Origin of the sequence: Vibrio sp. ED002, assembly GCF_023277445.1 — a bacterium.
In the GTDB taxonomy this organism is placed as follows: Bacteria; Pseudomonadota; Gammaproteobacteria; order Enterobacterales; family Vibrionaceae; genus Vibrio; species Vibrio jasicida.
Window position 1 is genome coordinate 186,865 of record NZ_CP080239.1, and the last position, 20,457, is coordinate 207,321.

The following is a 20,457-nucleotide window of genomic DNA, read 5'->3' on the forward strand; positions in this document are numbered from 1 at the left end:
TTGTTTTCAGTGAATGTGTTGCTTTGGTATGTGAGCTATTATGCGTGCTTTCTTTTATCTTGCTCAGTGTCTAAAATGACAAAAAATAGGCCAAAATCGACAATTGGAATGAACAAGATAAACATTGCTATTGTGAACTATCCGGGGGCTTCAAAAGCATCAGTCTATGGTTTGCAGGAGCTGTTTGAGATGGCAAACCGTGCTTCGATTGAGCTGGATGTCAAATGCCGCTTTCATGCGGACATCATTGATTGGAAAGAAGAGGCTATTCGAGCTGATGAGTTCACGGTCGTCATACTGCCGCCAAGCGGTGCGGAGCAATATTACCTTTCGCCAAGTGAGGCATTAACGTCTTGGTTGTTTGAGCAGCACAAAGCTGGTGCGGTTGTGGCGTCTGCATGTGCAGGCGCGTTTGTTCTCGCTCACGCTGATTTGTTGAATAACAAAGCGTGCACGACACACTGGGGGTTGGCAGGGTTATTCCGAGACAGGTTTCCTAACGTGACGCTTAAGCCCGAGTCCATCCTTATCAACGAGGGCAGTATCATTACCGCTGGTGGCATGATGTCTTGGCTTGATTTGGGGTTGGAGCTGGTTTCTCAGCTAAGTACATCTGCAGTGATGCGTCTGTTGGGAAAGATGCTGGTGGTCGATACAGGTGCCAGAGAGCAGCGTTTTTATCAGCAATTCACACCTAACTTTCAACATGGTGATAGTGCCGTTCTTAGTGCTCAGCACTACATGGCCGATCATTTCTCACATGTGATTTCAAACCAAGCTCTATCGGAGATCAGTTGTTTAACTGAGCGCACGCTTCAGAGACGTTTCCAAAAAGCGACAGGTTTGAATTTGAATCAGTATCTGCAGCATCTTCGTGTGCAAAAGGCGTGTGATTTATTAGAGTCGAGCAACTTAGCTTTTGAAGTCATCGCTTATCAAGTTGGGTATCAAGACGCGAGCGCGTTTCGCAAAGTGTTTATCAAAACTATGGGATTGGCTCCCAAAGCGTTCCGCGCTCGTTTTAGTGCTTAATTATCGACGCACTGACTGTACAATATTCTGACAAATCGCTTCGGCAAGTTGGTGGCTAGCGATATTACGCGCTACGATTTCAGAAGCGATTTTGCCTGACTGGATGACTTCAAACCAATCCAACAGCATAGAGTGGAAGCCTTTACTGGTCAGCATTGGCGTCCAATCTTTTAAGCTCAACTTCTGCTCTTGATTGTCTTGCCACAGTTTCCCTTCAACAAACGAATCAAACTCCATTGCTTTGTTTGAATAGCACGCTTGGACACGTTCAGTGGTGATTCCAAAATGGCGGTTCATGGATGCATGAAGTTGTGTCTCACCATGCTGCCATTGGATATCTAAACGAGCCAGTTGGTCACCATCCATTTGATGTGTAATGTAAGCGTCTTTCAGATCTGCTCTGGCCGTGATGTTCACGCTATCAAGAGGATGGATAAAATCATCAAAAATGAAGGTACGGATATCCCCCGGTAATTGATGACGGTTCTTCTCCCAACGCAGAGATTTCAAGCCTGAAAGTTCGCCTTTCTGGATGCTCGGCATATGTTGATTGTAGAGCGGGATATGACGGCGATTGAAACCAACATACAGAGGCTGTTTCACGCGTTCTGCCAGTTCATATAGCTTTTCTACTTCAGCAGCGCTGTCTGCCAAAGGCTTATCAACGAATGTCGGGATGCCTTGCTCTAAAAAGAAAGACGCTATTTGAGGGTGAACGCTAGTAGCGGCGTGAATCATGACCGCATCTACGCCCATACCAACCAGTTGTTGATAGTCTTGGCAGGTTTCTGCGATTCGATACTGTTGAGCGAGCGCGCTGAGTACGTTTGCATTGCGGGTACAAAATACCAACTCAACATTGGGAATTTGAGTGATAACAGGAAGGTAAGCTTTTTGAGCAATGTCGCCCAAGCCAATGATGCCAATTTTCATCTGGTTCTACTTTGTTTGTTAGCAAGACCAATATTATAACTGGAACAAGAATGATTTTTGGGAGTGAAATGCCATAAAAAAGCCTGACTCACGTTAATGTGTCAGGCTTTTAGGTATTTGTTTTCGACTAAGATGTTCTGCAAGTCTTAAAGATATCTAAGGCGCCGTCGTATGCATTGGTTTCTACATCCATAATGCCCAACAACGAGTGGAAGACATTATCGTGTGAGTGCGTTGCGGTTTGCTGCGCTTCTTGTTCCAAGCAATCGGTGTTGACATGTTTGGCTTGTTTAAAGCCTGGTGACATCCAAAGCATCATAGGAACACGCTTTTGGAAATCCGGTGCTAAACCATAAGGCATACCATGTAAGAACAACCCGTTTTCGCCTAGAGACTCGCCGTGATCAGAGACGTAGATCATCGCCGTGTTGTATTTATCTTCCAACGTTTTCAGTTTCGCAATGGTTTGATCCAACACGAAGTCTGTGTAGCGGATCGTGTTGTCATAAGAGTTAACAATTTGCTCCACACTGCAGTTTTCAATATCTGCACGAGGGCAGTCTGGTTGGAAAAACGCTTTGTCTTTCGGGTAGCGCTGGAAATAAGTCGGACCATGGCTGCCAATCAGGTGAAGTGCAACAACTCGGTTACCTTTCATGCTCGCGATTTGGTCGTCCAAATTGTCTAGCAGCGCCATGTCGTAGCAGGTATTACCGTTGCAAAGCGTGTTTTGTTTGCCGCGTGCGACATCCATCTTATTGATCTTATGAGCAACACCCTTGTCGCCGCCGTCGTTGTCTTTCCACATCAAATCAATGCCAGCGCGCTGCATGATGTCCAATGCGTTATCTTGGTTGTCAGCTTTACTGCGATCAAAGTCGTGGCGTGGTAATTGAGAGAACATACAAGGCACAGAGACCGCCGTTGCGGTACCACAGGAAGAAACGTCTTGGAACGAGATAACGTCCAACTTACTGGTGTATGGGTTGGTCTGTCGTTCATAGCCGTTGATTTGATAATTCTGAGTTCGTGCCGTTTCACCTAATACAAAGACAAGCAGCGTCGGCTTCTCTTTTGCTTGCTCTAGTGCAAGGTGGGATTGTTTCGCATCCGTGCCAATCTCACGATAGGGCTCTGGCGTCGTTAAGTAGTTTTCTTTTACATAGCTAGAGATCGCGTACACGTATTGAGTCGGGATGATGACTTTTTTTAGGTAACTATTGTTGCGACCAACCGACGCATAGTCTTGATAATAAAGCCCTGCGATGATTGCGATAACAACCAGCGATGCCAGCATAGATACTATTTTGGTTAGCGCAAAGCGAAGCCATTGATCTTTGAGTGGTTTGAACTTCAGTTTGAAAACAAGTAAAGCGGGGATGACACCCATGATGACAGTCCAAATGACCGAATAGGTACTCAGGTAAGAGCTGGCTTCACTGGTATCTGTCTCAACGATGTTGGTGATCATGTCTGTGTCAAACAAGGTGCCGTAGTTGTAGCTTGCGTAACTCACCATGCCCGACGTGATAAGCAGGAAAATGAAGAATGGCTTGCCGATCCAGGGCCAACTGAACAGGTTAAATAAGAAGTTCAGCGCAGCAAAGAAGAAGATTGGAATCGTAATGATGAAACCGATCTTAACCTGGTCGAGATCCGCAAAGATATGAACCAACTCTTTGTAGATAGGGATATTGACGACTAGAGCGAAATACAAGGCTAATAAAAGCGTAAAGGTAATGTAGGATATACCTTTAGCTGGGGATTCAATTGTCTTCATAAGTGACATTCTTCGGTTGGTCTAAAGTAAAATCGACGCCCAAACAAAAAGGGCGAGAAAAAGCGCAACAAAAACTGCTGCGGAGCCAATGTCTTTGGCTCTTCCACTGAGTTCATGCCAGTCATCGCTGACACGATCGACAACCGCTTCGATGGCGGAATTAATCAATTCAACAATCACGACCAACAGAAGGCTGCTGATCATCATGATGCGTTCTAAGGTGGTGACAGGAAGCAAGAATGCGCAGATAGAAAGTACGAGAGTGAGTACTAGTTCCTGTCTGAAAGCGGCTTCATGAGTCCATGCTGCTTTCAATCCTTGAAGTGAATAGCCGGTTGCGTCCAATATTCGGCGAATGCCTGTTTTACCTGGTTTCAAAATGAGAGCCTTATACGACTAAGCCAAAAAAAGAGAGGGCAATGAGGGATCAAGCCCCTTAAAGAAAAGGCATCTAATTACGGTTGGAGAGTAGAATAGTGATCGTGAAACATTTGTGAAATTCACAGCTATAAACTCAATTATTTATGCAATTGATGAGAATTTATACTTTATGATTCAAGGTCGTATACTGTGTAGCCTTTGTTCGCTAGGCATTTACGAAGAACCAATGCTTGAGTTTTGGTTGAATCACTAGCACCACCAACAGCACCGGCGCCTGCTCCGACAGCTGTGCCCGCAACCGCACCCACAGCAGCCCCGCCAATGCCATCTTCTAATGCGCCAGCAACGGCACCGACCAATGCTCCAGTAACGGCTCCATTTTGTGCTTCCGTTTTAGCGGCTTCACCTTTATCTACTTTTTCTGCGTAACCTTGGCAGTAAGTAAAATCTTGTTCGTATTGGGCTTGGTCAACATTGGTCATATCGACAACAGGTTCTTGGTTGTAAGCACAAGCAGCAAGTGTGGAAGAAAGGGTGACGAGAAGAAGAGGTTTATACATTGCGTTGATCCATTATTGCTGTGAATTTATGGATTAAATGTACACTGTTTTATTGTGGTGCTCTGTCGGCCAATTGTATTGAAGTGTCGCCTTTTGTAATGGCGTTTAAGGGAGTATTGATAAGTTTATGAGTTTATTTGGGAAAGCAGATTGTAAAACACGCACCGCCGTACGGGCTGTGTGAGACATAGACTTCGCCGTTCTGCAATTCAACGATCTGTTTGACGATGGCAAGCCCCAAACCGAAGCCACTGGTGCTCTTGTTACGTGATTTGTCAGCACTATAAAACGCGTCAAACAAATGAGGCCAGTCTTTCTCTTCGACACCACAGCCGTCGTCGTGTATGCGAATACAAGACTTCTCAGGCGTCTCTACAATCTCTAGCACGATTTGGTTTTGTGCATAACGCATTGCATTGCGAAGTAGGTTATCTAAGGCACGTTTAAGCAGTTTCGGGTCAGCATCAATGACCGTCTGCTGAGAACTTGTGTCGTCAATCGAGATTGAAAGTTGGGTGTCACGTTGCCACTTGGGTAAAAACGATTTAGCAAAGCTTGATAAGGCGACAGAGGAAGTTTGAATCTCGGCATTTGGTCGCTCCATTTTTGCATAGTAGAGCAGTTCTTCGACCATATTTTCCATTTCATCAATGTCTTCTACGATGCTCTTGATGTATTTCTCTTGTTGTTTGTTAAGTGTCGAGTCAGCTAAGAGATCCGCTTGCCATTGTAGCCGGAAAATCGGTGTACGTAGTTCATGCGCGACAGCATTGGTAAGCATCTTGTTGGTCGTGATCAGGCGAGACACTTTCTCTGCCATATGGTTAAAGCTTTTGTTCAGAGTACCCACGGATTTGGCACTAGACGTATCAGCTCGAGCATTAAAATCACCAGAGGCAAAATCGACAGTGACCTTCTCAAGTGCTCGAACACGGCGGCTTAGGAACCAAATCAATAAGACACAGTAAAGCGCGAAACCAGCTAGAAAGAAAAGCCAAACAATGTTGTCATCAAAGTTAATGGCTTGAATGATAGGGCTGTTGGGGTTTTCGCTCAGTTTAAAAATTGGGGATCCAGGCTCAAAGCGAAACCACAAATCTCTCTCATCATCGAAGGCCGTATTAACGAAAGGATCTTCATCAAAAACTTTCTCAACTTCAGGAGGGAGGCTCGTCATCTCTTGCGCTATCAACAACATGTGGCTTGATGTCGCAAACTTCTCTAGTTGCTGAATGGTGTAATCTTCCCCTTTATCTTGGTAAATAGGGTAGATCAATTCATGGAAAGCTTGTGCCTCGTGTTCTTCAAGTAAGTAGTCATAGTCCGTATTTAGTTGATAAACAATGACTTCATATCCAACCAAACTGGCGACGAAAAGAATGATCAGACCTAAAAAACTTTCCAGATAAATTCGTTTCATTACACGTTCCAAGCATCAGGCATAAAGAGATAGCCTTTACCACGGACAGTAATGATTTTTTGTGGGGGAGTTGTGCTATCGCTAAGCTTTTTCCTTAACGTTACAATTCGGTTGTCAATCGTACGGTCAGTGCCATCGTATTCGATTCCACGCAACGTTTTGGTAAGCCACTCGCGAGAAAGGGTTTGTTCAGGATGGCTAGCGAGTACCCAAAGTAAATCGAATTCACCATCGGTGAGTGCAATCGGCTCATGATTTAGATTACAAGCTTTGCGTAATCGGTTTAGGCATAACACACCGATTTCAAGGCAGGTATCGGAGTCTGAAGCTGTGGTTTCCTTGCGGCGTAACAACATACGAATACGAGCAAGCAGAACACGCGGTTTAATCGGCTTAGTTACGAAATCATCGGCACCAATTTCAAGCGCAGCAACATGGTCAAAATCATCATCACTTGCGGTAAGCATCAGCACTTTGCCTTTATAGCATTCGCGGATCTGGCGGCAAACACTCAATCCATCTTGCCCCGGCAGCATCAAATCTAAAAGAACGAGATCTGGCTGGCTTTCAAGAATTGCCTCGGGTGCATCGGTCCCATTGTCGAAACAACTGACGTCAAAGCCCTGCTCTGCAAAGTATTCGCTCAGCATAGCCTGCAATTTAGGGTCATCTTCCACGATGATAAGGGATTGCTTAGTGTCTATTACGTTCATAGCAGTGATGCATCTTGTAGGAATTATCCCTGAAACTTAAACAAATTTGTCAGGGATTTCAATAAACGCATTTGCATTGATGACTTGTTATCCTAAAAGTTTTTTACCTTGTTAGTATGGTGACTTCTACGTTTAAGGCTAAACACATTCTTAAAAACGTATCTAGTCTAGGAACAACTCTAAGGTTTTCGATCTTGCTGATATGGCTCGCTGATGTATCACAAAATGACGCTAAGTCTTCTTGGCTCATATTAATTCTATTTCTTTTACTTCTTAGTTCGTTGATCAATTGGCAAGTTGAGCTTGATGTAAGATCACTTGAAGAGGGAAGCGCATTTACGTTATTAGGCTGCATGGGATTGTGATCAGAAAGTATTTAATGCAATTAGTAAAAATGGTACTGAGATTTTCGTCCATTTATATGTAATTTATGACAAGCTATTGTGTGAATGAATGACATAAAATTAAAAATAATTAGCTCTCTTATCAAATAGTATAAGAAGAATTATGAGGTGGGAACTTTTAAATTATAAAGTAATGATGAATATTTCCTATTTCCATTGGTTACATGAGATTTAGTAAATGCATTTGTTATTTAGAGAAAAATTCAAACATAAGTATAGTGTCCCAGTTTTATTCTTAGCTTCTTTTTTACCACTGAAAAGTAATGCGTCAGTTGAAAAAATTGAAATACCGACTTTGCATCAAAGTGGAGTTGTTAACGTTGGGCAAAGTATTACGGGAAGCGTTAATGGAAGCATGGGATTGAACCTTTATTCTGCAACGGGGGAGAGGAACAATTACTATTGGATTGACGCTACAAGTAACGAACGATTGATGAATGGTATCTTGTATACACCGAAACAAGTTGATGCTGGGAGAAGCATTTCTCTATGTTTAGACTCATCGTGTTCTGCTTCCGTTTATGTGAACTCTCCTGATCGGTTAAGAACTGCTAATGATTTTATTGATTATCGAGACTGGTGGTCTGTGAGTCAAACAGTTCAAGATAATGTTGTACTAAATGCAGATAGCGATATCGGCATTACCGTGGATTTTTCATATATCGGACCTACTGGGGATGACGAAGAAGGTTCAAAAGTTGGTATTGGCTTATGGTTGAGTCTGATACAAGATAAAGTTGATAAAAAAGTTATAGCAACTCAGGTAAGTGAGGGCACCAATACTCCGGCTCTAAGTGGGAAAAAGGTAGACGTTCAAGCATATTACGAATTGAAGAGCCTTAATTTGGCTCCAGTAAATGTGGTAGAGATATGTGAGGATGTTTACTTTGATGTAGGTAACACAACTTGGAATGCGTGTACTACGAGGATTGTTGCTGAATCTGATTGTGATCCGTACTGCCGTCCACCTACTAAACAACAGTTTGATGTTCTTTTCCCTTCGACATCGTTCAAACATGAAGAGGATGTTTGGAATGCAGATAAAACTGCGAAAAAAACTTACACAGCAGCCCCGTCTTTTGAAGGAGATGAGCATCTTCTAAATTCATATTGTAAAGCACTAGGTGGCAAGATAAGTGCACTTTCTGCGGCCGATATGCAAACCCTTGTCAATGAAGATATGGATGAGATTGATGCGACTTGGCCTGGAGAAACAGGGTACTGGTCAAGCAATCACATCGAATCCGGTTTCGCTGTCACTGGTGGGTGGGGAGAAGTCACTATGCTAAGTGATGATCTTTCCGTTCAAAAAGCACCTCGCTCTTTCTATAAAGGATATTATATCTGTAAGAAAAATACGGATTAATATTTATTGTTAGCACTATTGCTTTATTTTTACAAGAAATGCTAGCAATAGTTTGTTCTATTTAATAAGTGTTGGTTAGCGAGATTTTTTACTTTTTAAACTCTTGCTAACCAATTTTAATCTGTTTCATTTAACATAGGAAACTGAGCTTCTTAATTATAACTCATCAGAAGATTTAAAAACCTATTACTTAATGAAATAAGGTAACGAACAAACGGAAAGGTATTATGAAAAAGTTTTCATTTATTTTGTTTTATATATTAGTGGGTTCAATACCCCAGAAAGCACTATCCGGAACGTCAGCATCAGCGCTAGACAATTTAGGTAATCTAGAAATAGTCTCCGAAAGCTTCTCTATAACGCGACAAAGCATGGGTACATCTGGGCAGTATGTACTTTTTTCCTATGTTGATGGTGAGTTGGCGACGAACTTTGATAAACAAGGGAACTCTCAAGATATCTACTGGCAAGCTGAGAATGGTGTCAAACTGAGTAGCAAAGTTTACTTAACCAGTAACACTATTGAAACCAATAAAGTACGATTTTGTATTGATAACAACTTGAAGGTTCAGTGTTCTGAGTATGTGAGCAGTCCTGTAAGTACTAGACAGATCATTGAGAATACAGGCGGTATTGAAATCGATTTTGTTGACAGTGATAACCTTATGGTGGGTGTACAACCAGAGTCCTACTCTCAGTCTATTGATGGGGCGGGAGTGTTTTCGTTCATTTACCAAGAGCACTTGGATCAAAATGAACGCGTACTGGACAATACGATTAGTTATTTTGTCGATGAACAAACATTGATAGGCAAAGCTGTTACTAACGAAACAAGCTCTATTAAAGCTTGTGCTGTGGGTGGTTTTTCAATTGGTAATCCGACTCTTGTAAGTGATTGTTCTCCTTCGTATCAAGTTGATGATGGGGTAGGTGAGACAGCCTTGTGTCTTTACGAGCATGCACACTATAAAGGGCGAAGTCTTTGCTACTCCACCAAAGATATAAACAAACCTTTGAAACTTCCTGCTGACTTTAACGACATCACGTCATCTTTCACTATTCGTAATGGGTATCGTGTGACTTTAGTTTCTGACTATGAATTTGGTCGAAAAACTAAATATAGGACTTATTACAAGGATGAAAGGTTTGTTAAGTATCTGAATGATAAGACATCTATGATATTGATTGAACCTGATGATAATCTTGCCTGTTTTTACGAAAATGATGACTTTACAGGTAAGCGTTTATGCGTTGCACCAAAGAAAGCGGTATACGACTTGAGTGATAATTACATCTACATGTTTTCCGCGATGACAATATCTCCACGTCTAACTCGTGGCTACAAAATCAAGTTGGGTAAAAAACGCGGTAAACACCATTACTATGGTTGTTACCGATGGACACGAATCTGGCATTCTTCAAGTCACTACAATGATAAAGCTGCAAGGATCTGGGTGAAGTAGTTGTAATTCGTCACACAATGTGAAGACACATTTCAGGACGGGTCAGTCAAAACAAAAAAGCTCCGAGATTACTCGGAGCTTTTTTAATTGCCTAAAGGTGACTAACTAGCCTGTGGAGCAGGTTGCTGGTTGGTAACCTCGGTTTGTTCTTGTTGTACTTCCTTGGCAAGGATTTCATCTTGTTTGCGTTGATGCTCCATAATTTGTTCGTAGTTTTGCTTAAGGTATTGGAGTGTTTTAACCGCCGCGATGAAGAACACTGGCACGATCAATACGATGATCAGTACAGGGAACGCTTTAAGGATATTCAAGTCAGCATTAATCAGTAAGAAGATGATTGGTAGTGCTGTTAGCAATAAGCACCAGAACAGACGAAACATTGGGTTTACGTTTGCTTCTTCATCTAGCTGTTTAGTTGCGATGCCTGCTAGTGAATACGAGGTGCCATCTAGTGTTGTTACTGTAAACAGAATCATCGTGACTAGGTAGATAGCAGTTAGCAACATTGGAATAGATGTTGAGTCAAATACTTGCTTCACCAACTCAGTTGGCTGACCTTCTCCAATCAGTTTGACACCATCAACGACGCCGTTGTTTACAAGATCCATTGAGAAGGTGCCACATACACCGAAGATAACCGCAGAGCCCATTGTGCCGCCAATCACTAGGATTAGAACCACGTCTTTTAGCTTCTGACCTTGGATGATCTTAGTGATGAAGACACCTACACCCGGTGAGTAAGAAATCCAGTTCGCTAGGAAAAATACCGTCCAGTATTGAGGGAACAACGTTGTGCCATATGGATCTGTGTTGGTGCTCATGCGGATGTATTCAGTCAACATGATACCAATGCCATTGGTTAAGTTGTTCATGATCAGAGCTGATGGCCCGATGATGAAGATGATACCAACAAACGCTGCACAGATATAAATGGTTGCACTAGATAGGCGGGCCATGCCTTTCTCAATGCCGATGTAAGAGCTGAGAGAGAAGATCACTGACAATCCAAGGATAACGCCAATACCCAACATTAAATTGTCTGGAATGCCTGTTAAGCTCGCTAGGTTAGAGGAAATCATCGGGATGCCCAAACCTAATGTTAATGCGGTTGCGGCAAGCGTGGTGATGATGAACAGTAGGTCAATAAACTTCTGAGCCCAAACTGGAAGGCGATCATTAAAAAGTGAGTTGATAACACCACTTAGGCTCATGCGTCGGCTTTTCTTTAGGTAGAATACGACGGCGAATGGGATGGCTACAATGAGGTAGATAAACCAGCCTGCAGCGCCCCAGTGGAACATGTTGTAAGCCGTAGCGTATTCCATTGCCATGGCTTTATCTGTAATACCGAACTGAGGGTCCATGAAGTAGTATACCGCTTCAATAAAGCCCCAGTACATGGTGCTTGCGCCCATGCCCGCAGACAATGCCATTGCGAACAGTTGGAATTTCGTAAACTTAGGTTTGGTGTCGCCCATACGAATATCGCCATATTTAGAAAAGGCGAGGAACAATAGGGCACCTGTTGCGAAAAGTGTGTACCAAAGGAAACCAGAACCGAAGTTAATGACGGTAAAATCTAGCATGCCGCTCATGGTGCTTTTTACGGCTTCTGGGTATACCACTGCAAGAATACCTAGAAGCAGTACAAATCCAAAACTGCCAAAAGTAAGTTTCCAGTCGATTTCTGAAGTATTCAATTTCATTGTGACTTTCCAATATTGTCTATTAATGAGAATACTCGGACGGCCTTGTTTATTGTCACTGACACTCAGGGCGTCTGCCTTTCTCCCGTTCCCATACGAGTAATTAGAAAGGCAGACAGTGTAGGGTTAGAGGGATGTCAGTCTTTTGCTGTCTCTGTATTAATTGTTTTTGTCTTGAAGCTGCGGTTTATTCGAACACGTACGATGCCACAGACATTTCTTTCACTTTGTCCCAATCCATTTCAACACCTAAGCCGTTGCCTTCAGGAGCACGGACATAACCTTCTTTGTCGGTGCGGATAACGGTTTTCGACGCTAGCTCAAAGTCTTCGTAAGGGTAGAATTGTTCAAAGAATTTACAGTTGTTATGCGCAAGAGCGACGTGCAGGTTTGCGGCTTGCGTTAGCGTGTAACCCATTGATTGGATCTCTAGGTTCTTAGAGAAGCCCTCTGCAATGTGGAAGCATTTGTTTAGAGGCGTAATACCACCACAAACCGTCGCGTCTTGGCGAATGTCAGACCACATCTCTTGTGATAAGGCATAGGTCACTTCTTGCAGTGTTAACAAGCAGTTACCATGGCTAGAAATCTCAAGGTCGGTATTTTTAACTAGGCGTTTATAAGTGTTGTAGTCGTAATCAGAAACCGGTGCTTCTAACCACTCCCAGTGGTAGCTTTCTAGACGTTTTGCCATTGCCATTGCTTGTTCTGGCGTGTAGAAGGTTGCCGTATCAAGCATGAATCGAATGCCAGTTTTCCCGTAACGAGCCTGAACTGCGTCAACAAGGGCAACGTCCTTTTCGTACACGCAGTAGCAGTGAAGCTTGATTGCTTTAAAGCCGTGTGCAATACAGTCGTCTAGGTACGGGAAGTACTCATCTACGGTGTCGAACATTGGCGTCGATGCATAAGACAACATTTTGTTTCGAGCGCCACCTAAAAGCATGTAAAGAGGCATGCCCGCTTTTTTGCCTTTGATGTCCCATGCTGCGATATCAATTGGCGCTTTAGCTGGCAGACCACCCCAAGTACAACGCGCCATTAACCAGTTGTAGAGCTCTTGAGTTGCCAATGGATTTTTACCCAGTAAACCTGGAACTATGGTGCGTTGAGATTCGATAATGCAACGGTCAAAATCATTCTCTGTATAGCTGATTGTTGCGCCTAACCCCTCTGTACCATCGTTACAAATTAGACGGATGATGTTATTGGTGTATAACAAAGGTTCTTGGTTATCTGCCCATGGTACAGGTGCTGCATCGCGGTCTGCTACAGCGTAAAGTTCTACACGTTCAATTTTTAGATCGGTCATTTTTCTGTCCTTACAGGCGTGAGCCATTTTTAATCATGGTGGCGCGAATCTCCGCGACATTTAGGTCACGAATCGCCGTATTTGTATCAATCGCTTGTGCAGCAGCAATGCCCGCTGCATGACCAAGCTCAAAGCATTGCGCGGTGACGCGAGCAGAAGCAAGGGCTTCGTGTTCGGCGCTCAAGCATCGACCAGCAACAATGATATTTTCACCAACCACTGGCACTAGCGTGTGGAATGGGATGTCGTAGTAATCGTTAATTAGCCAGTGCAGTTTTGGTTTGTCGCCGGAGTGCAATTCGATAGGCCAAGGGGTACGGCAAATACCGTCTTCACGCTTGCGACAGTTAACAACGTCTTCATTAGTTAGCGTTTCGATACCAACAATAGAACGCGTTTGACGAATGCCGACTTCTACACCGGTGTCGACAACGAATGCCTGTTCACAACCAGGAACAAAATTATTCAAGAAACGGGCGTATTCACGAACTTGGCGACGACCGAACACTTCGGCTTCTGTGAAATCTTCAGGATCAATGACGTTCAGCATGCGTCCATCTTGACCTGCAAGGCGTGTCGCATTAACCATCAGCTCATTCGCGCGTGTGGTCGGAAAAATCCAAATCTTATGACGTGGCAACTGGTATTCACCGCTCTGGTTGGCTGCAAGAATATTTTCGGTGACTTTTGTAGGGCAGATCGTGTCGTTGCCGTAGTAGTCGAGATAAGTGTCCATATCGACACCGCCAAAACGGAAGAACATGGTTGGGTTTTGAATACGACCATTGTCGCCAAAGTAATAATCCATACCCGCACGAGCTACCACAGCAGCATCACCAGAAGCGTCGATGATCTGTTGACTTAAGATGATACTTTGACCTGCGTTTGATTCGATGATCACGCCTTTAAATGCATCGCCTTCCATGATCACGCCAGTGACTGACGTATGGAATAGAGTTTTGACATTTGCTTGCTCTAGGAAATCATCAGCAACTTCACGCCACATCAAAGGATCGTGAGTCACTGTGTACGTTTTACCGTAACGCTGTGGAGCAGTGACGCCACCTTTGTTTTCTAATGCTTGACGAAAACGTTCTGTAAAACCGAATACCACTTGTTCTGGTTGTGCATTTTCATCATCTGATGCCATGTACATACCGCAGATAGTGCCAGATAAGCCCGCGACGGCAGCACCACCGCAAAAACCGTATTTCTCAATCAGCCAAGTGTTCTTACCTAGACGACCTGCCGTTTCAGCTGCGGCAACACCAGCAGGACCTCCGCCAATAACTAACACTTCTACTTCAGCCAAAACAGGTAGGTCAGGAGTGTGTTCATAACGACGGATAATGTTCCAAGATTTCATTCTTACCTCACTAATAGATTACTGATGTTCATCTGATATATCAGTTGTATGTTTTTAATATATTCGGATTTCTTTTTTTGGTACAATGGCAAAACTTCTTATCGTGAGATTGCTCACTAAAAGATTGATCAATGGAATAGGAACGAGAATGACCGTAAATTCAGTCAATAAGACAGAAGTTGCATACAGCAAACTTGAAAAAATGATCATCTTCCGCGAATTAGAACCAGGGAGTATGGTCAGTGAAAAACAGTTGGCAGAAGAATTAGAACTTGGGCGAACGCCAGTTCGAGAAGCGTTACAAAGATTGGCTTATGAATGTATGGTTGAGATCCACCCGCGACGTGGAATTCAAATCCCAGCAATCTCTGTCGAGAGCCAACTAAAGATCTTAGAAGTCCGTCGCGACATTGAAGCCTTATGTGTCAACTACGCTGCCTCGCGAGCAAGTGTTGAAGAGAAACAGCAGATGTTAATGTTGGCTGAGCAGTTAGAAGCTTGTGCAGAAAACAAAGATGATCTGCTTTACGCGTCTTTACTTAAAGAAATCCATACCTTGCTCGTCAAAGCTGCATGTAATGAGTATCTGCAGCTAGCAATGGCACCACTACAAGGCTTATCCCGCCGCTTTTGGTTTGCATTTAAAAACCAAGACTCAGATTTGGTTGAAGCATCTTCTCTTCATGCTGCAGTTTTACGTGCTGTCAGCCATACTGATGGCGAGGAAGCGGTCGCGGCATCACATCGTCTCAATGACTACCTAACTGATGTGGCTTATCGAACGATTAAACCGAGGAAATAATGCCGTTTGGGTCCGTTTGATTACAGCAACAAGAAAAGCGGCATTGAGCCGCTTTTTGAATTTGTTCGTCTTAAAATTGCACAGATTAAGGCTGTTGCTTAGTTGGTGCTAGAGCGATCTCACGGATACAAACGTTTTGTGGTTGTTGGTAAGCAAACAGAACCGCACGTGCGATGTCATCAGCAGCTAGCACGCCGCCCATGTCTTCTTTCCATGCACCGTAACCATCTTTGATTTCTTGCGATGTAGTGTGAGAAAGCAGTTCAGTTTCTACAGCGCCTGGTGCGATTGTTGTTACGCGAACGTTTGATGCTGCTACTTCTTCACGAACGTTTTCAGAAATTGCGTGAACCGCGAATTTAGTACCACAGTAAGCCGCATGGTCTGGGAACGTCTTTTTACCTGCGATTGAGCTGATGTTGATGATAGTACCGCTGTTACGCGCTTTCATTGGTGCTAGCACAGACTGCATGCCGTTTAGCAAACCAAGTACGTTCACGTCGAACATACGTTTCCACTCTGATGCATCTTGTGTGTCAATTTGACCAAGTAGCATCACGCCTGCGTTGTTTACTAGTGCGTCAGCAGGGCCAAATTTCTCTTCTGCTTTAGCAATTGCCGCTTCAAATGAAGCTTTTTCAGTAACGTCTACTTTTTCACATAGCGTGTTTGGCAGGTTTAGTGCTTCTAAGCGCTCTACACGACGAGCAAGAAGAAGAAGTGGGTGACCTTCATCGCTTAGACGGCGTGCGATAGCTTCACCAATACCAGAACTTGCACCTGTGATTACAATCAGTTTTTTCATCTTTTGTTTCCTTAATTTTTTAAGAATTGCTTTCGTTTGAGAGCAGCTTTTAGTCAAGAACACCTGTTTCGCTGCGATGTGGATATATTAAGGAAATGGTGTTTGTTGATATATATCGCTTTAGGTAAAACACTGTTTCCATATAACAACAATTGGTGGTAACTTTATGAAAATTAGGCAATAAAAAAGGTGCACTAGTGCACCTTAGTTTGTGTATTTAGTGATTAAGCTGGCTGCTCTTGGGTACAAACGACGCTATTGTCGCTACCAAAGCCATTAGGCACGTATGCGTCTGCTTGCGGATCGTTTTCCCATTCAGCTTCGTCAAATAGATAACGGAACTGGATATTTTGTTCCGTCGGCAAGCGCGTTTTAAATTTAAATTGGCCACTTTTCTTCACGAGCTTCATTGGTTCTGGTTGCCAGTTGTTGAAATCGCCTGCAATTTGAATCGACTCCCACTGATTTTTGTCTAGCTCGAACGTGACTTCGACTTCATCTTTTGTTTTAAAGAATCTCTTTTTAAGCATTAATCTTTCCTTGTTTGTACAAAAACTGATCTAACTATTACTCAGGTTTCATAGTGATTTCAAGTTTTATTGGAATCGTAGTCGGTAACGAAAGTAAGAATCTTCTGGTTTATGAGGGTGTTACTCATCGGATAACTTGTATGAAAGAGTGGATTCTGTATGATGAGTATTCACCATATTTTAAAGAAGTTGTATGTTGAGTTTTAATCGTACATTAATGATGACAATGCTTTGCTTGTTGGCCATGCTGCTAACTGGTTTTGCGTCAAGTGTACGTGCGGCTACGGCACCGATTGAACATCATACGTTACAAACGGCTTCTGATGACTTTCATCATCCATTAGGTACTGAACGAACGGATTGTGTTGAGTCTCATCAAGATGTGCATGTCTTAGAGAAAGGACAGCAACCACATACCAGTTGTACCTCTTCATGCCTCGTTAAAATTCCCACGAACCTTTTGCAAGATGAACAGATACAACTCCCTCATCGTCTTGCTTTGATCGACAAAGCGCTCACACCGAAAGCGGTGCTCGTTATTTATAAGCCTTACCGTCCTCCAATTGTTTGATTCCAGCCTCAATCATTGACCAGCCCAACTGGCGTTTTATTTATTAATGAGAATGGCACAGGTGTGCCTAAAGGAATCAAACATGAAAAAGCTACTCGCGCTATGCAGCACCCTTTTATTGGCATTTACTGCCCACGCAGCACAATTTGAAGAAGGTAAGCACTACAAGGTCTTAGATGTAGACAAGGCCAGCAAACCGACAGTGACGGAATTCTTCTCTTTTTATTGCCCCCATTGTTACAAGTTTGAAGCAGTGATTGACAACATGAAGCCAGCATTACCGAAAGATGCAAGTTTTGAGAAAGTTCATGTTGCTTTTATGGGCAGCGATATGGCCGTTCCAATGGCTAAGTCATACGCAACAATGGTGTCTTTGGGCGTAGAGAAGACGATGGTACCGGCGATGTTTGCTCAAATTCATCAAAAGCGCCAAGCGCCAAAAGATGAATCTGAACTCAAGCAGATTTTCGTTGATAACGGCGTCGATGCGAAGAAGTTTGATGCGGCTTACAACAGCTTTGCCGTTAACTCAATGCAGAAGGGCTTTGATAAGCAGTTCAAACAAAGCACATTAACGGGTGTTCCAGGTGTATTGGTCAACGATAAGTACATCGTTATCCCTAATGAGATTCGTACTTATGATGAATACAACGAGTTAGTGAATTACCTACTGACACTATAGTTTTTGAGAAAAATAAAAATGGCGACCATCGAGGTCGCCATTTTTTATGTTCATTTTGCGTTAGCGGAGAACAGCCGTACAAGCTGCGGTTGGCATATCAGTCATAAAGATCGCATTTGGATAAAACAAGCTGGCAACAGTGACGGCAACGTTACAAGGCTGAGCGATGGTGGTTTTCACTACGTTGTTAAGAACCACTCCAGTGGTATTCACCGTATTGACCGCAGCCTGTTGTGCTTGATAAGACACACAACCTGCTGTTGCATTGATAACTGCGGTACTAAAAAGAAGTTTACGAAAAAACATATTCATATCCTTTGTGAATGCTTTTGAGATACTTATATGACCATCCATTCATAATTAAAACAAAACGGTGTTCAAAATTACGCGCACTTCACGAAATGAACATTGTTTTATATAACTTGGTTAATTTTGTGATCTGGTAGGTGGACAGACCAGTTTAAACGATTAAAACCAACCCATGCATAAGTACCACACCTGTCGTGAGCTTGCCTCGCATCATCTGATAACCTTTTGGCTCCGCTTCTTTTTCTACTCTTCGAATCAGCTTTTCCGCGTACCAAACGGCAATGTAGCCAGCTGCCAATAACAGAGTCGCGGTGACATAATGCTTGTTACCTTGCAGCAATGCTCCCCAAGCAAGCAATACGAATAAGTTACTTAGCACCAAGGCATTTCGACTCAATCGATGGTAGAAATGATCAATGGCGTTGCCCCAAAGTACCCCGGAAAGAAAACTCAAAATCACCGCACTGTAAGCAATAAAAAACTGCTCCCCAGATAAGTTAAACAAAGTCCTTTCTGTAACGATGAGAACCAAGCTGAACAGAAAGGGCAGCAGTCCTAAATAACCCAATTGCAGCATTGTCGTACGTGTGGTCGTCATAGCAGCCTTCCTTACAGTTGCTGTTCAATCATGTTAGTAAGCGTAGTACTTGTTGGAGAGGTTGAACTTGGGAAGGTCGCAACGACTTTACCTTCTTTGTTGATCAAGAACTTGTAGAAGTTCCATTTCGGAGTAATGCCCGCTTGAGTACTGATCTCGGCAAATACTGGGTTTGCATCCTCGCCAAGAACAGAGGTTCGCGCCATCATAGGGAAGGTAACACCGTAGTCGAGATAGCAAATTTTAGCGGTTTTTTCTTCACTGCCACGGTCTTGACGAAAGTCGTTACTTGGAAAGCCCACAACGGCAAAGTTTTGGTCTTTGTAAGTTTGATGCAACTGCTCTAATTGCTCGAATTGAGGGGTAAAGCCACACTGGCTTGCGGTGTTCACGACCAGTAGCGTTTTGCCTTTGAAGGCGTCACAAAGCTCTATTTCTTCCGTTGAATTGAGAAGCCTTTGCTTTCCTTGCAAGATATCTGGACAGCTCGATGCAAAAGCCAAACAGCTAGCGGAGAGTAGTGTTGTGGCAAGTGCGCTGCGAGTGATTCCCTTCATGGTGTTGATTCCTTTTGTTTTTACTAAGTATAGCTACTCGCAAAGGAATCAAACCGATCAAAAAAAGCCGCTGAGTTCAGCGGCTTTTGACTAGGGCAAATGCGTGTTGATTACGCTAGCTTCAAATCAAATTGATTACGGTACGTAACCATGTCTTCGATAGTGAGTACTGGCATGTTGTGTAAACGACCAAACGTGACGATCTCTGGTGCTTTTGCCATAGTGCCATCTGGGTTTGTCACCTCACATAGCACGCCTGCAGGCTGCAAACCGGCCATTTGCATCAGATCGATAGTGCCTTCTGTGTGGCCACGACGAGTCATTACGCCACCAGGACGAGCACGTAGAGGGAATACATGACCAGGACGAGCTAAGTCATCTGGTTTTGCATTTGGGTTTGCTGCTGTTTTGATGGTTGTTACACGGTCAGCGGCAGAAACGCCAGTTGTTACGCCTTGCTTCGCTTCAATAGAAACCGTGAAAGCCGTTTGGTTTGCGCTGTTGTTGTTCACAACCATTGGTGGCAGTTCCAATTTGTCTGCTTGAGCGTCTGTCAGGCATAGGCACACAATGCCGCTGCACTCGCGGATCATCAGAGCCATTTGCTCATTAGTCAGGTGCTCTACGGAATAAATGATGTCGCCTTCGTTTTCACGATCTTCATCGTCAAGAAGAAGCACGCCACGGCCTTCTTTTAATGCGATAAGTGCGTTTTCAACGCGAGTAATTGGGTCGCCAAATTCGGCAAGTAGTGATGACTGATTCATGGTTAACTCCTAAATATCACCAGAATCAGGGCGGTATGAGGGATCGTCACATTTTATGTATGCACTGAGCCACCGACTGTAAGACGGCACAACCCGCGCAATAAAAATGCGATCCAAAAAGAAGTGCACCAGTGTTCATCAACACAGAACGTTGAGGAAACCGCTGATGTTTTCTTATTCTCTTTCATCCGGACTATAACCGTCGGCTCTGGCATCTCACCAGATCTGCTGACCTCGACGAATCGAGCGCTCGCGGGCTCACTCAAAAGAGTATACCGCCGGTGGGGAATTTCGCCCCGCCCTGAGAACATTGAATCCAACCAATATGGTTAGAAGTAAAAAACTCCGACACTCAAATGAGTGGTCGGAGTAGAGATAGTACTGCGAACGCCTTGGCTTG

At 43.5% G+C, this 20,457-nt stretch carries 21 protein-coding genes and 1 riboswitch; of the genes, 6 read left to right on the forward strand and 15 right to left on the reverse strand.

The features are described 5' to 3' along the window. Positions 1 to 108: 108 nt before the first annotated feature. Positions 109 to 1,032, forward strand: coding sequence for a helix-turn-helix domain-containing protein (locus ITG12_RS17655; protein ID WP_038877705.1), 924 nt, complete (start codon positions 109 to 111; stop codon positions 1,030 to 1,032). On the opposite strand, the gene ITG12_RS17660 is transcribed toward ITG12_RS17655, so the two are convergent. The 6 genes from ITG12_RS17660 to ITG12_RS17685 all read right to left on the reverse strand — a co-directional run bounded on the left by ITG12_RS17660 (position 1,033) and on the right by ITG12_RS17685 (position 6,819). Next, positions 1,033 to 1,965, reverse strand: coding sequence for a Gfo/Idh/MocA family oxidoreductase (locus ITG12_RS17660; protein WP_038877703.1), 933 nt, complete (start codon positions 1,963 to 1,965; stop codon positions 1,033 to 1,035). It abuts the gene before it with no gap. Between the two features lie 127 nt (positions 1,966 to 2,092). Further along, the gene (locus ITG12_RS17665; protein ID WP_038877701.1) at positions 2,093 to 3,745 is read right to left on the reverse strand and encodes a phosphoethanolamine--lipid A transferase; all 1,653 of its coding nucleotides are present in this window, start codon (positions 3,743 to 3,745) and stop codon (positions 2,093 to 2,095) included. A gap of 21 nt (positions 3,746 to 3,766) precedes the next feature. Beyond that, positions 3,767 to 4,123 (reverse strand): diacylglycerol kinase, encoded by a 357-nt coding sequence (locus tag ITG12_RS17670; RefSeq protein ID WP_038867306.1) that lies wholly within the window; start codon positions 4,121 to 4,123, stop codon positions 3,767 to 3,769. Positions 4,124 to 4,293: 170 nt separating this feature from the next. Next, a complete protein-coding gene (locus tag ITG12_RS17675; RefSeq protein WP_038877700.1) occupies positions 4,294 to 4,686 on the reverse strand; it encodes a glycine zipper family protein in 393 nt (130 codons plus the stop codon). Positions 4,687 to 4,819: 133 nt separating this feature from the next. Continuing rightward, complete coding sequence (locus tag ITG12_RS17680) at positions 4,820 to 6,106, reverse strand: ATP-binding protein (protein ID WP_038877698.1); 1,287 nt, start codon at positions 6,104 to 6,106, stop codon at positions 4,820 to 4,822. Next, positions 6,106 to 6,819 carry a response regulator gene (locus ITG12_RS17685; protein WP_038877697.1) on the reverse strand — a complete coding sequence of 238 codons (714 nt, stop codon included), beginning with the start codon at positions 6,817 to 6,819 and terminating at the stop codon, positions 6,106 to 6,108. Before ITG12_RS17685 ends, ITG12_RS17680 begins: the two co-directional genes overlap by 1 nt. A gap of 582 nt (positions 6,820 to 7,401) precedes the next feature. Between ITG12_RS17685 and ITG12_RS17690 the strand changes: the two genes are divergently transcribed. Both ITG12_RS17690 and ITG12_RS17695 read left to right on the forward strand, forming a co-directional pair. Further along, the gene (locus ITG12_RS17690; RefSeq protein WP_038877696.1) at positions 7,402 to 8,589 is read left to right on the forward strand and encodes a hypothetical protein; all 1,188 of its coding nucleotides are present in this window, start codon (positions 7,402 to 7,404) and stop codon (positions 8,587 to 8,589) included. Positions 8,590 to 8,816: 227 nt separating this feature from the next. Further along, positions 8,817 to 10,052, forward strand: coding sequence for a hypothetical protein (locus tag ITG12_RS17695; protein WP_152436641.1), 1,236 nt, complete (start codon positions 8,817 to 8,819; stop codon positions 10,050 to 10,052). A 101-nt stretch (positions 10,053 to 10,153) separates the two neighbouring features. Here ITG12_RS17695 and ITG12_RS17700 read toward each other — a convergent pair whose 3' ends face one another. The 3 genes from ITG12_RS17700 to ITG12_RS17710 all read right to left on the reverse strand — a co-directional run bounded on the left by ITG12_RS17700 (position 10,154) and on the right by ITG12_RS17710 (position 14,436). Next, on the reverse strand, positions 10,154 to 11,758 hold the full coding sequence (locus ITG12_RS17700; RefSeq protein ID WP_038877692.1) for a BCCT family transporter: 1,605 nt from the start codon (positions 11,756 to 11,758) through the stop codon (positions 10,154 to 10,156). 187 nt (positions 11,759 to 11,945) lie between these two features. After that, a complete protein-coding gene (locus ITG12_RS17705; protein ID WP_038877690.1) occupies positions 11,946 to 13,070 on the reverse strand; it encodes a mandelate racemase/muconate lactonizing enzyme family protein in 1,125 nt (374 codons plus the stop codon). 10 nt (positions 13,071 to 13,080) lie between these two features. After that, a complete protein-coding gene (locus ITG12_RS17710) occupies positions 13,081 to 14,436 on the reverse strand; it encodes an FAD-dependent oxidoreductase (RefSeq protein WP_038877689.1) in 1,356 nt (451 codons plus the stop codon). Between the two features lie 148 nt (positions 14,437 to 14,584). Between ITG12_RS17710 and ITG12_RS17715 the strand changes: the two genes are divergently transcribed. Continuing rightward, positions 14,585 to 15,238, forward strand: a complete 654-nt coding sequence (locus ITG12_RS17715; protein ID WP_038877687.1) for a GntR family transcriptional regulator — start codon at positions 14,585 to 14,587, stop codon at positions 15,236 to 15,238. An 85-nt stretch (positions 15,239 to 15,323) separates the two neighbouring features. Here the strand turns inward: ITG12_RS17715 and ITG12_RS17720 are convergent, their stop codons facing one another. Continuing rightward, on the reverse strand, positions 15,324 to 16,043 hold the full coding sequence (locus ITG12_RS17720; protein WP_038877685.1) for an SDR family oxidoreductase: 720 nt from the start codon (positions 16,041 to 16,043) through the stop codon (positions 15,324 to 15,326). A gap of 224 nt (positions 16,044 to 16,267) precedes the next feature. Next, positions 16,268 to 16,573, reverse strand: coding sequence for an isoamylase early set domain-containing protein (locus ITG12_RS17725; RefSeq protein WP_038877683.1), 306 nt, complete (start codon positions 16,571 to 16,573; stop codon positions 16,268 to 16,270). 193 nt (positions 16,574 to 16,766) lie between these two features. Between ITG12_RS17725 and ITG12_RS17730 the strand changes: the two genes are divergently transcribed. Both ITG12_RS17730 and ITG12_RS17735 read left to right on the forward strand, forming a co-directional pair. Continuing rightward, a complete protein-coding gene (locus ITG12_RS17730) occupies positions 16,767 to 17,144 on the forward strand; it encodes a hypothetical protein (protein WP_038867315.1) in 378 nt (125 codons plus the stop codon). Positions 17,145 to 17,226: 82 nt separating this feature from the next. Further along, positions 17,227 to 17,826, forward strand: coding sequence for a thiol:disulfide interchange protein DsbA/DsbL (locus ITG12_RS17735; RefSeq protein ID WP_038877682.1), 600 nt, complete (start codon positions 17,227 to 17,229; stop codon positions 17,824 to 17,826). Positions 17,827 to 17,886: 60 nt separating this feature from the next. Here the strand turns inward: ITG12_RS17735 and ITG12_RS17740 are convergent, their stop codons facing one another. From ITG12_RS17740 to ribB, 4 genes are all read right to left on the reverse strand, one after another. Next, positions 17,887 to 18,132: a hypothetical protein gene (locus ITG12_RS17740; protein ID WP_005433479.1), complete on the reverse strand. Its 246-nt coding sequence runs from the start codon at positions 18,130 to 18,132 to the stop codon at positions 17,887 to 17,889. Positions 18,133 to 18,286: 154 nt separating this feature from the next. Then, complete coding sequence (locus ITG12_RS17745; protein WP_038877680.1) at positions 18,287 to 18,733, reverse strand: DUF3429 domain-containing protein; 447 nt, start codon at positions 18,731 to 18,733, stop codon at positions 18,287 to 18,289. Positions 18,734 to 18,744: 11 nt separating this feature from the next. Then, positions 18,745 to 19,290, reverse strand: a complete 546-nt coding sequence (locus ITG12_RS17750; protein WP_038877679.1) for a glutathione peroxidase — start codon at positions 19,288 to 19,290, stop codon at positions 18,745 to 18,747. Between the two features lie 110 nt (positions 19,291 to 19,400). Next, positions 19,401 to 20,057, reverse strand: coding sequence for a 3,4-dihydroxy-2-butanone-4-phosphate synthase (gene ribB / locus ITG12_RS17755; RefSeq protein ID WP_038877678.1), 657 nt, complete (start codon positions 20,055 to 20,057; stop codon positions 19,401 to 19,403). A 172-nt stretch (positions 20,058 to 20,229) separates the two neighbouring features. Further along, positions 20,230 to 20,370: riboswitch (FMN riboswitch) on the reverse strand. Positions 20,371 to 20,457: the final 87 nt, after the last annotated feature.

Coding starts and splice junctions, on each gene's coding strand:
- ITG12_RS17685 (WP_038877697.1), bottom strand. CDS start 6,819: ATGAACGTAATAGACACTAAGCAATCCCTTATCATCGTGGAAGATGAC.
- ITG12_RS17695 (WP_152436641.1), top strand. CDS start 8,817: ATGAAAAAGTTTTCATTTATTTTGTTTTATATATTAGTGGGTTCAATA.
- ITG12_RS17660 (WP_038877703.1), bottom strand. CDS start 1,965: ATGAAAATTGGCATCATTGGCTTGGGCGACATTGCTCAAAAAGCTTAC.
- ITG12_RS17715 (WP_038877687.1), top strand. CDS start 14,585: ATGACCGTAAATTCAGTCAATAAGACAGAAGTTGCATACAGCAAACTT.
- ITG12_RS17675 (WP_038877700.1), bottom strand. CDS start 4,686: ATGTATAAACCTCTTCTTCTCGTCACCCTTTCTTCCACACTTGCTGCT.
- ITG12_RS17705 (WP_038877690.1), bottom strand. CDS start 13,070: ATGACCGATCTAAAAATTGAACGTGTAGAACTTTACGCTGTAGCAGAC.
- ITG12_RS17710 (WP_038877689.1), bottom strand. CDS start 14,436: ATGAAATCTTGGAACATTATCCGTCGTTATGAACACACTCCTGACCTA.
- ITG12_RS17655 (WP_038877705.1), top strand. CDS start 109: ATGAACAAGATAAACATTGCTATTGTGAACTATCCGGGGGCTTCAAAA.
- ITG12_RS17720 (WP_038877685.1), bottom strand. CDS start 16,043: ATGAAAAAACTGATTGTAATCACAGGTGCAAGTTCTGGTATTGGTGAA.
- ITG12_RS17740 (WP_005433479.1), bottom strand. CDS start 18,132: ATGTTTTTTCGTAAACTTCTTTTTAGTACCGCAGTTATCAATGCAACA.
- ITG12_RS17680 (WP_038877698.1), bottom strand. CDS start 6,106: ATGAAACGAATTTATCTGGAAAGTTTTTTAGGTCTGATCATTCTTTTC.
- ITG12_RS17690 (WP_038877696.1), top strand. CDS start 7,402: ATGCATTTGTTATTTAGAGAAAAATTCAAACATAAGTATAGTGTCCCA.
- ribB (WP_038877678.1), bottom strand. CDS start 20,057: ATGAATCAGTCATCACTACTTGCCGAATTTGGCGACCCAATTACTCGC.
- ITG12_RS17730 (WP_038867315.1), top strand. CDS start 16,767: ATGTTGAGTTTTAATCGTACATTAATGATGACAATGCTTTGCTTGTTG.
- ITG12_RS17665 (WP_038877701.1), bottom strand. CDS start 3,745: ATGAAGACAATTGAATCCCCAGCTAAAGGTATATCCTACATTACCTTT.
- ITG12_RS17725 (WP_038877683.1), bottom strand. CDS start 16,573: ATGCTTAAAAAGAGATTCTTTAAAACAAAAGATGAAGTCGAAGTCACG.
- ITG12_RS17745 (WP_038877680.1), bottom strand. CDS start 18,733: ATGACGACCACACGTACGACAATGCTGCAATTGGGTTATTTAGGACTG.
- ITG12_RS17735 (WP_038877682.1), top strand. CDS start 17,227: ATGAAAAAGCTACTCGCGCTATGCAGCACCCTTTTATTGGCATTTACT.
- ITG12_RS17750 (WP_038877679.1), bottom strand. CDS start 19,290: ATGAAGGGAATCACTCGCAGCGCACTTGCCACAACACTACTCTCCGCT.
- ITG12_RS17700 (WP_038877692.1), bottom strand. CDS start 11,758: ATGAAATTGAATACTTCAGAAATCGACTGGAAACTTACTTTTGGCAGT.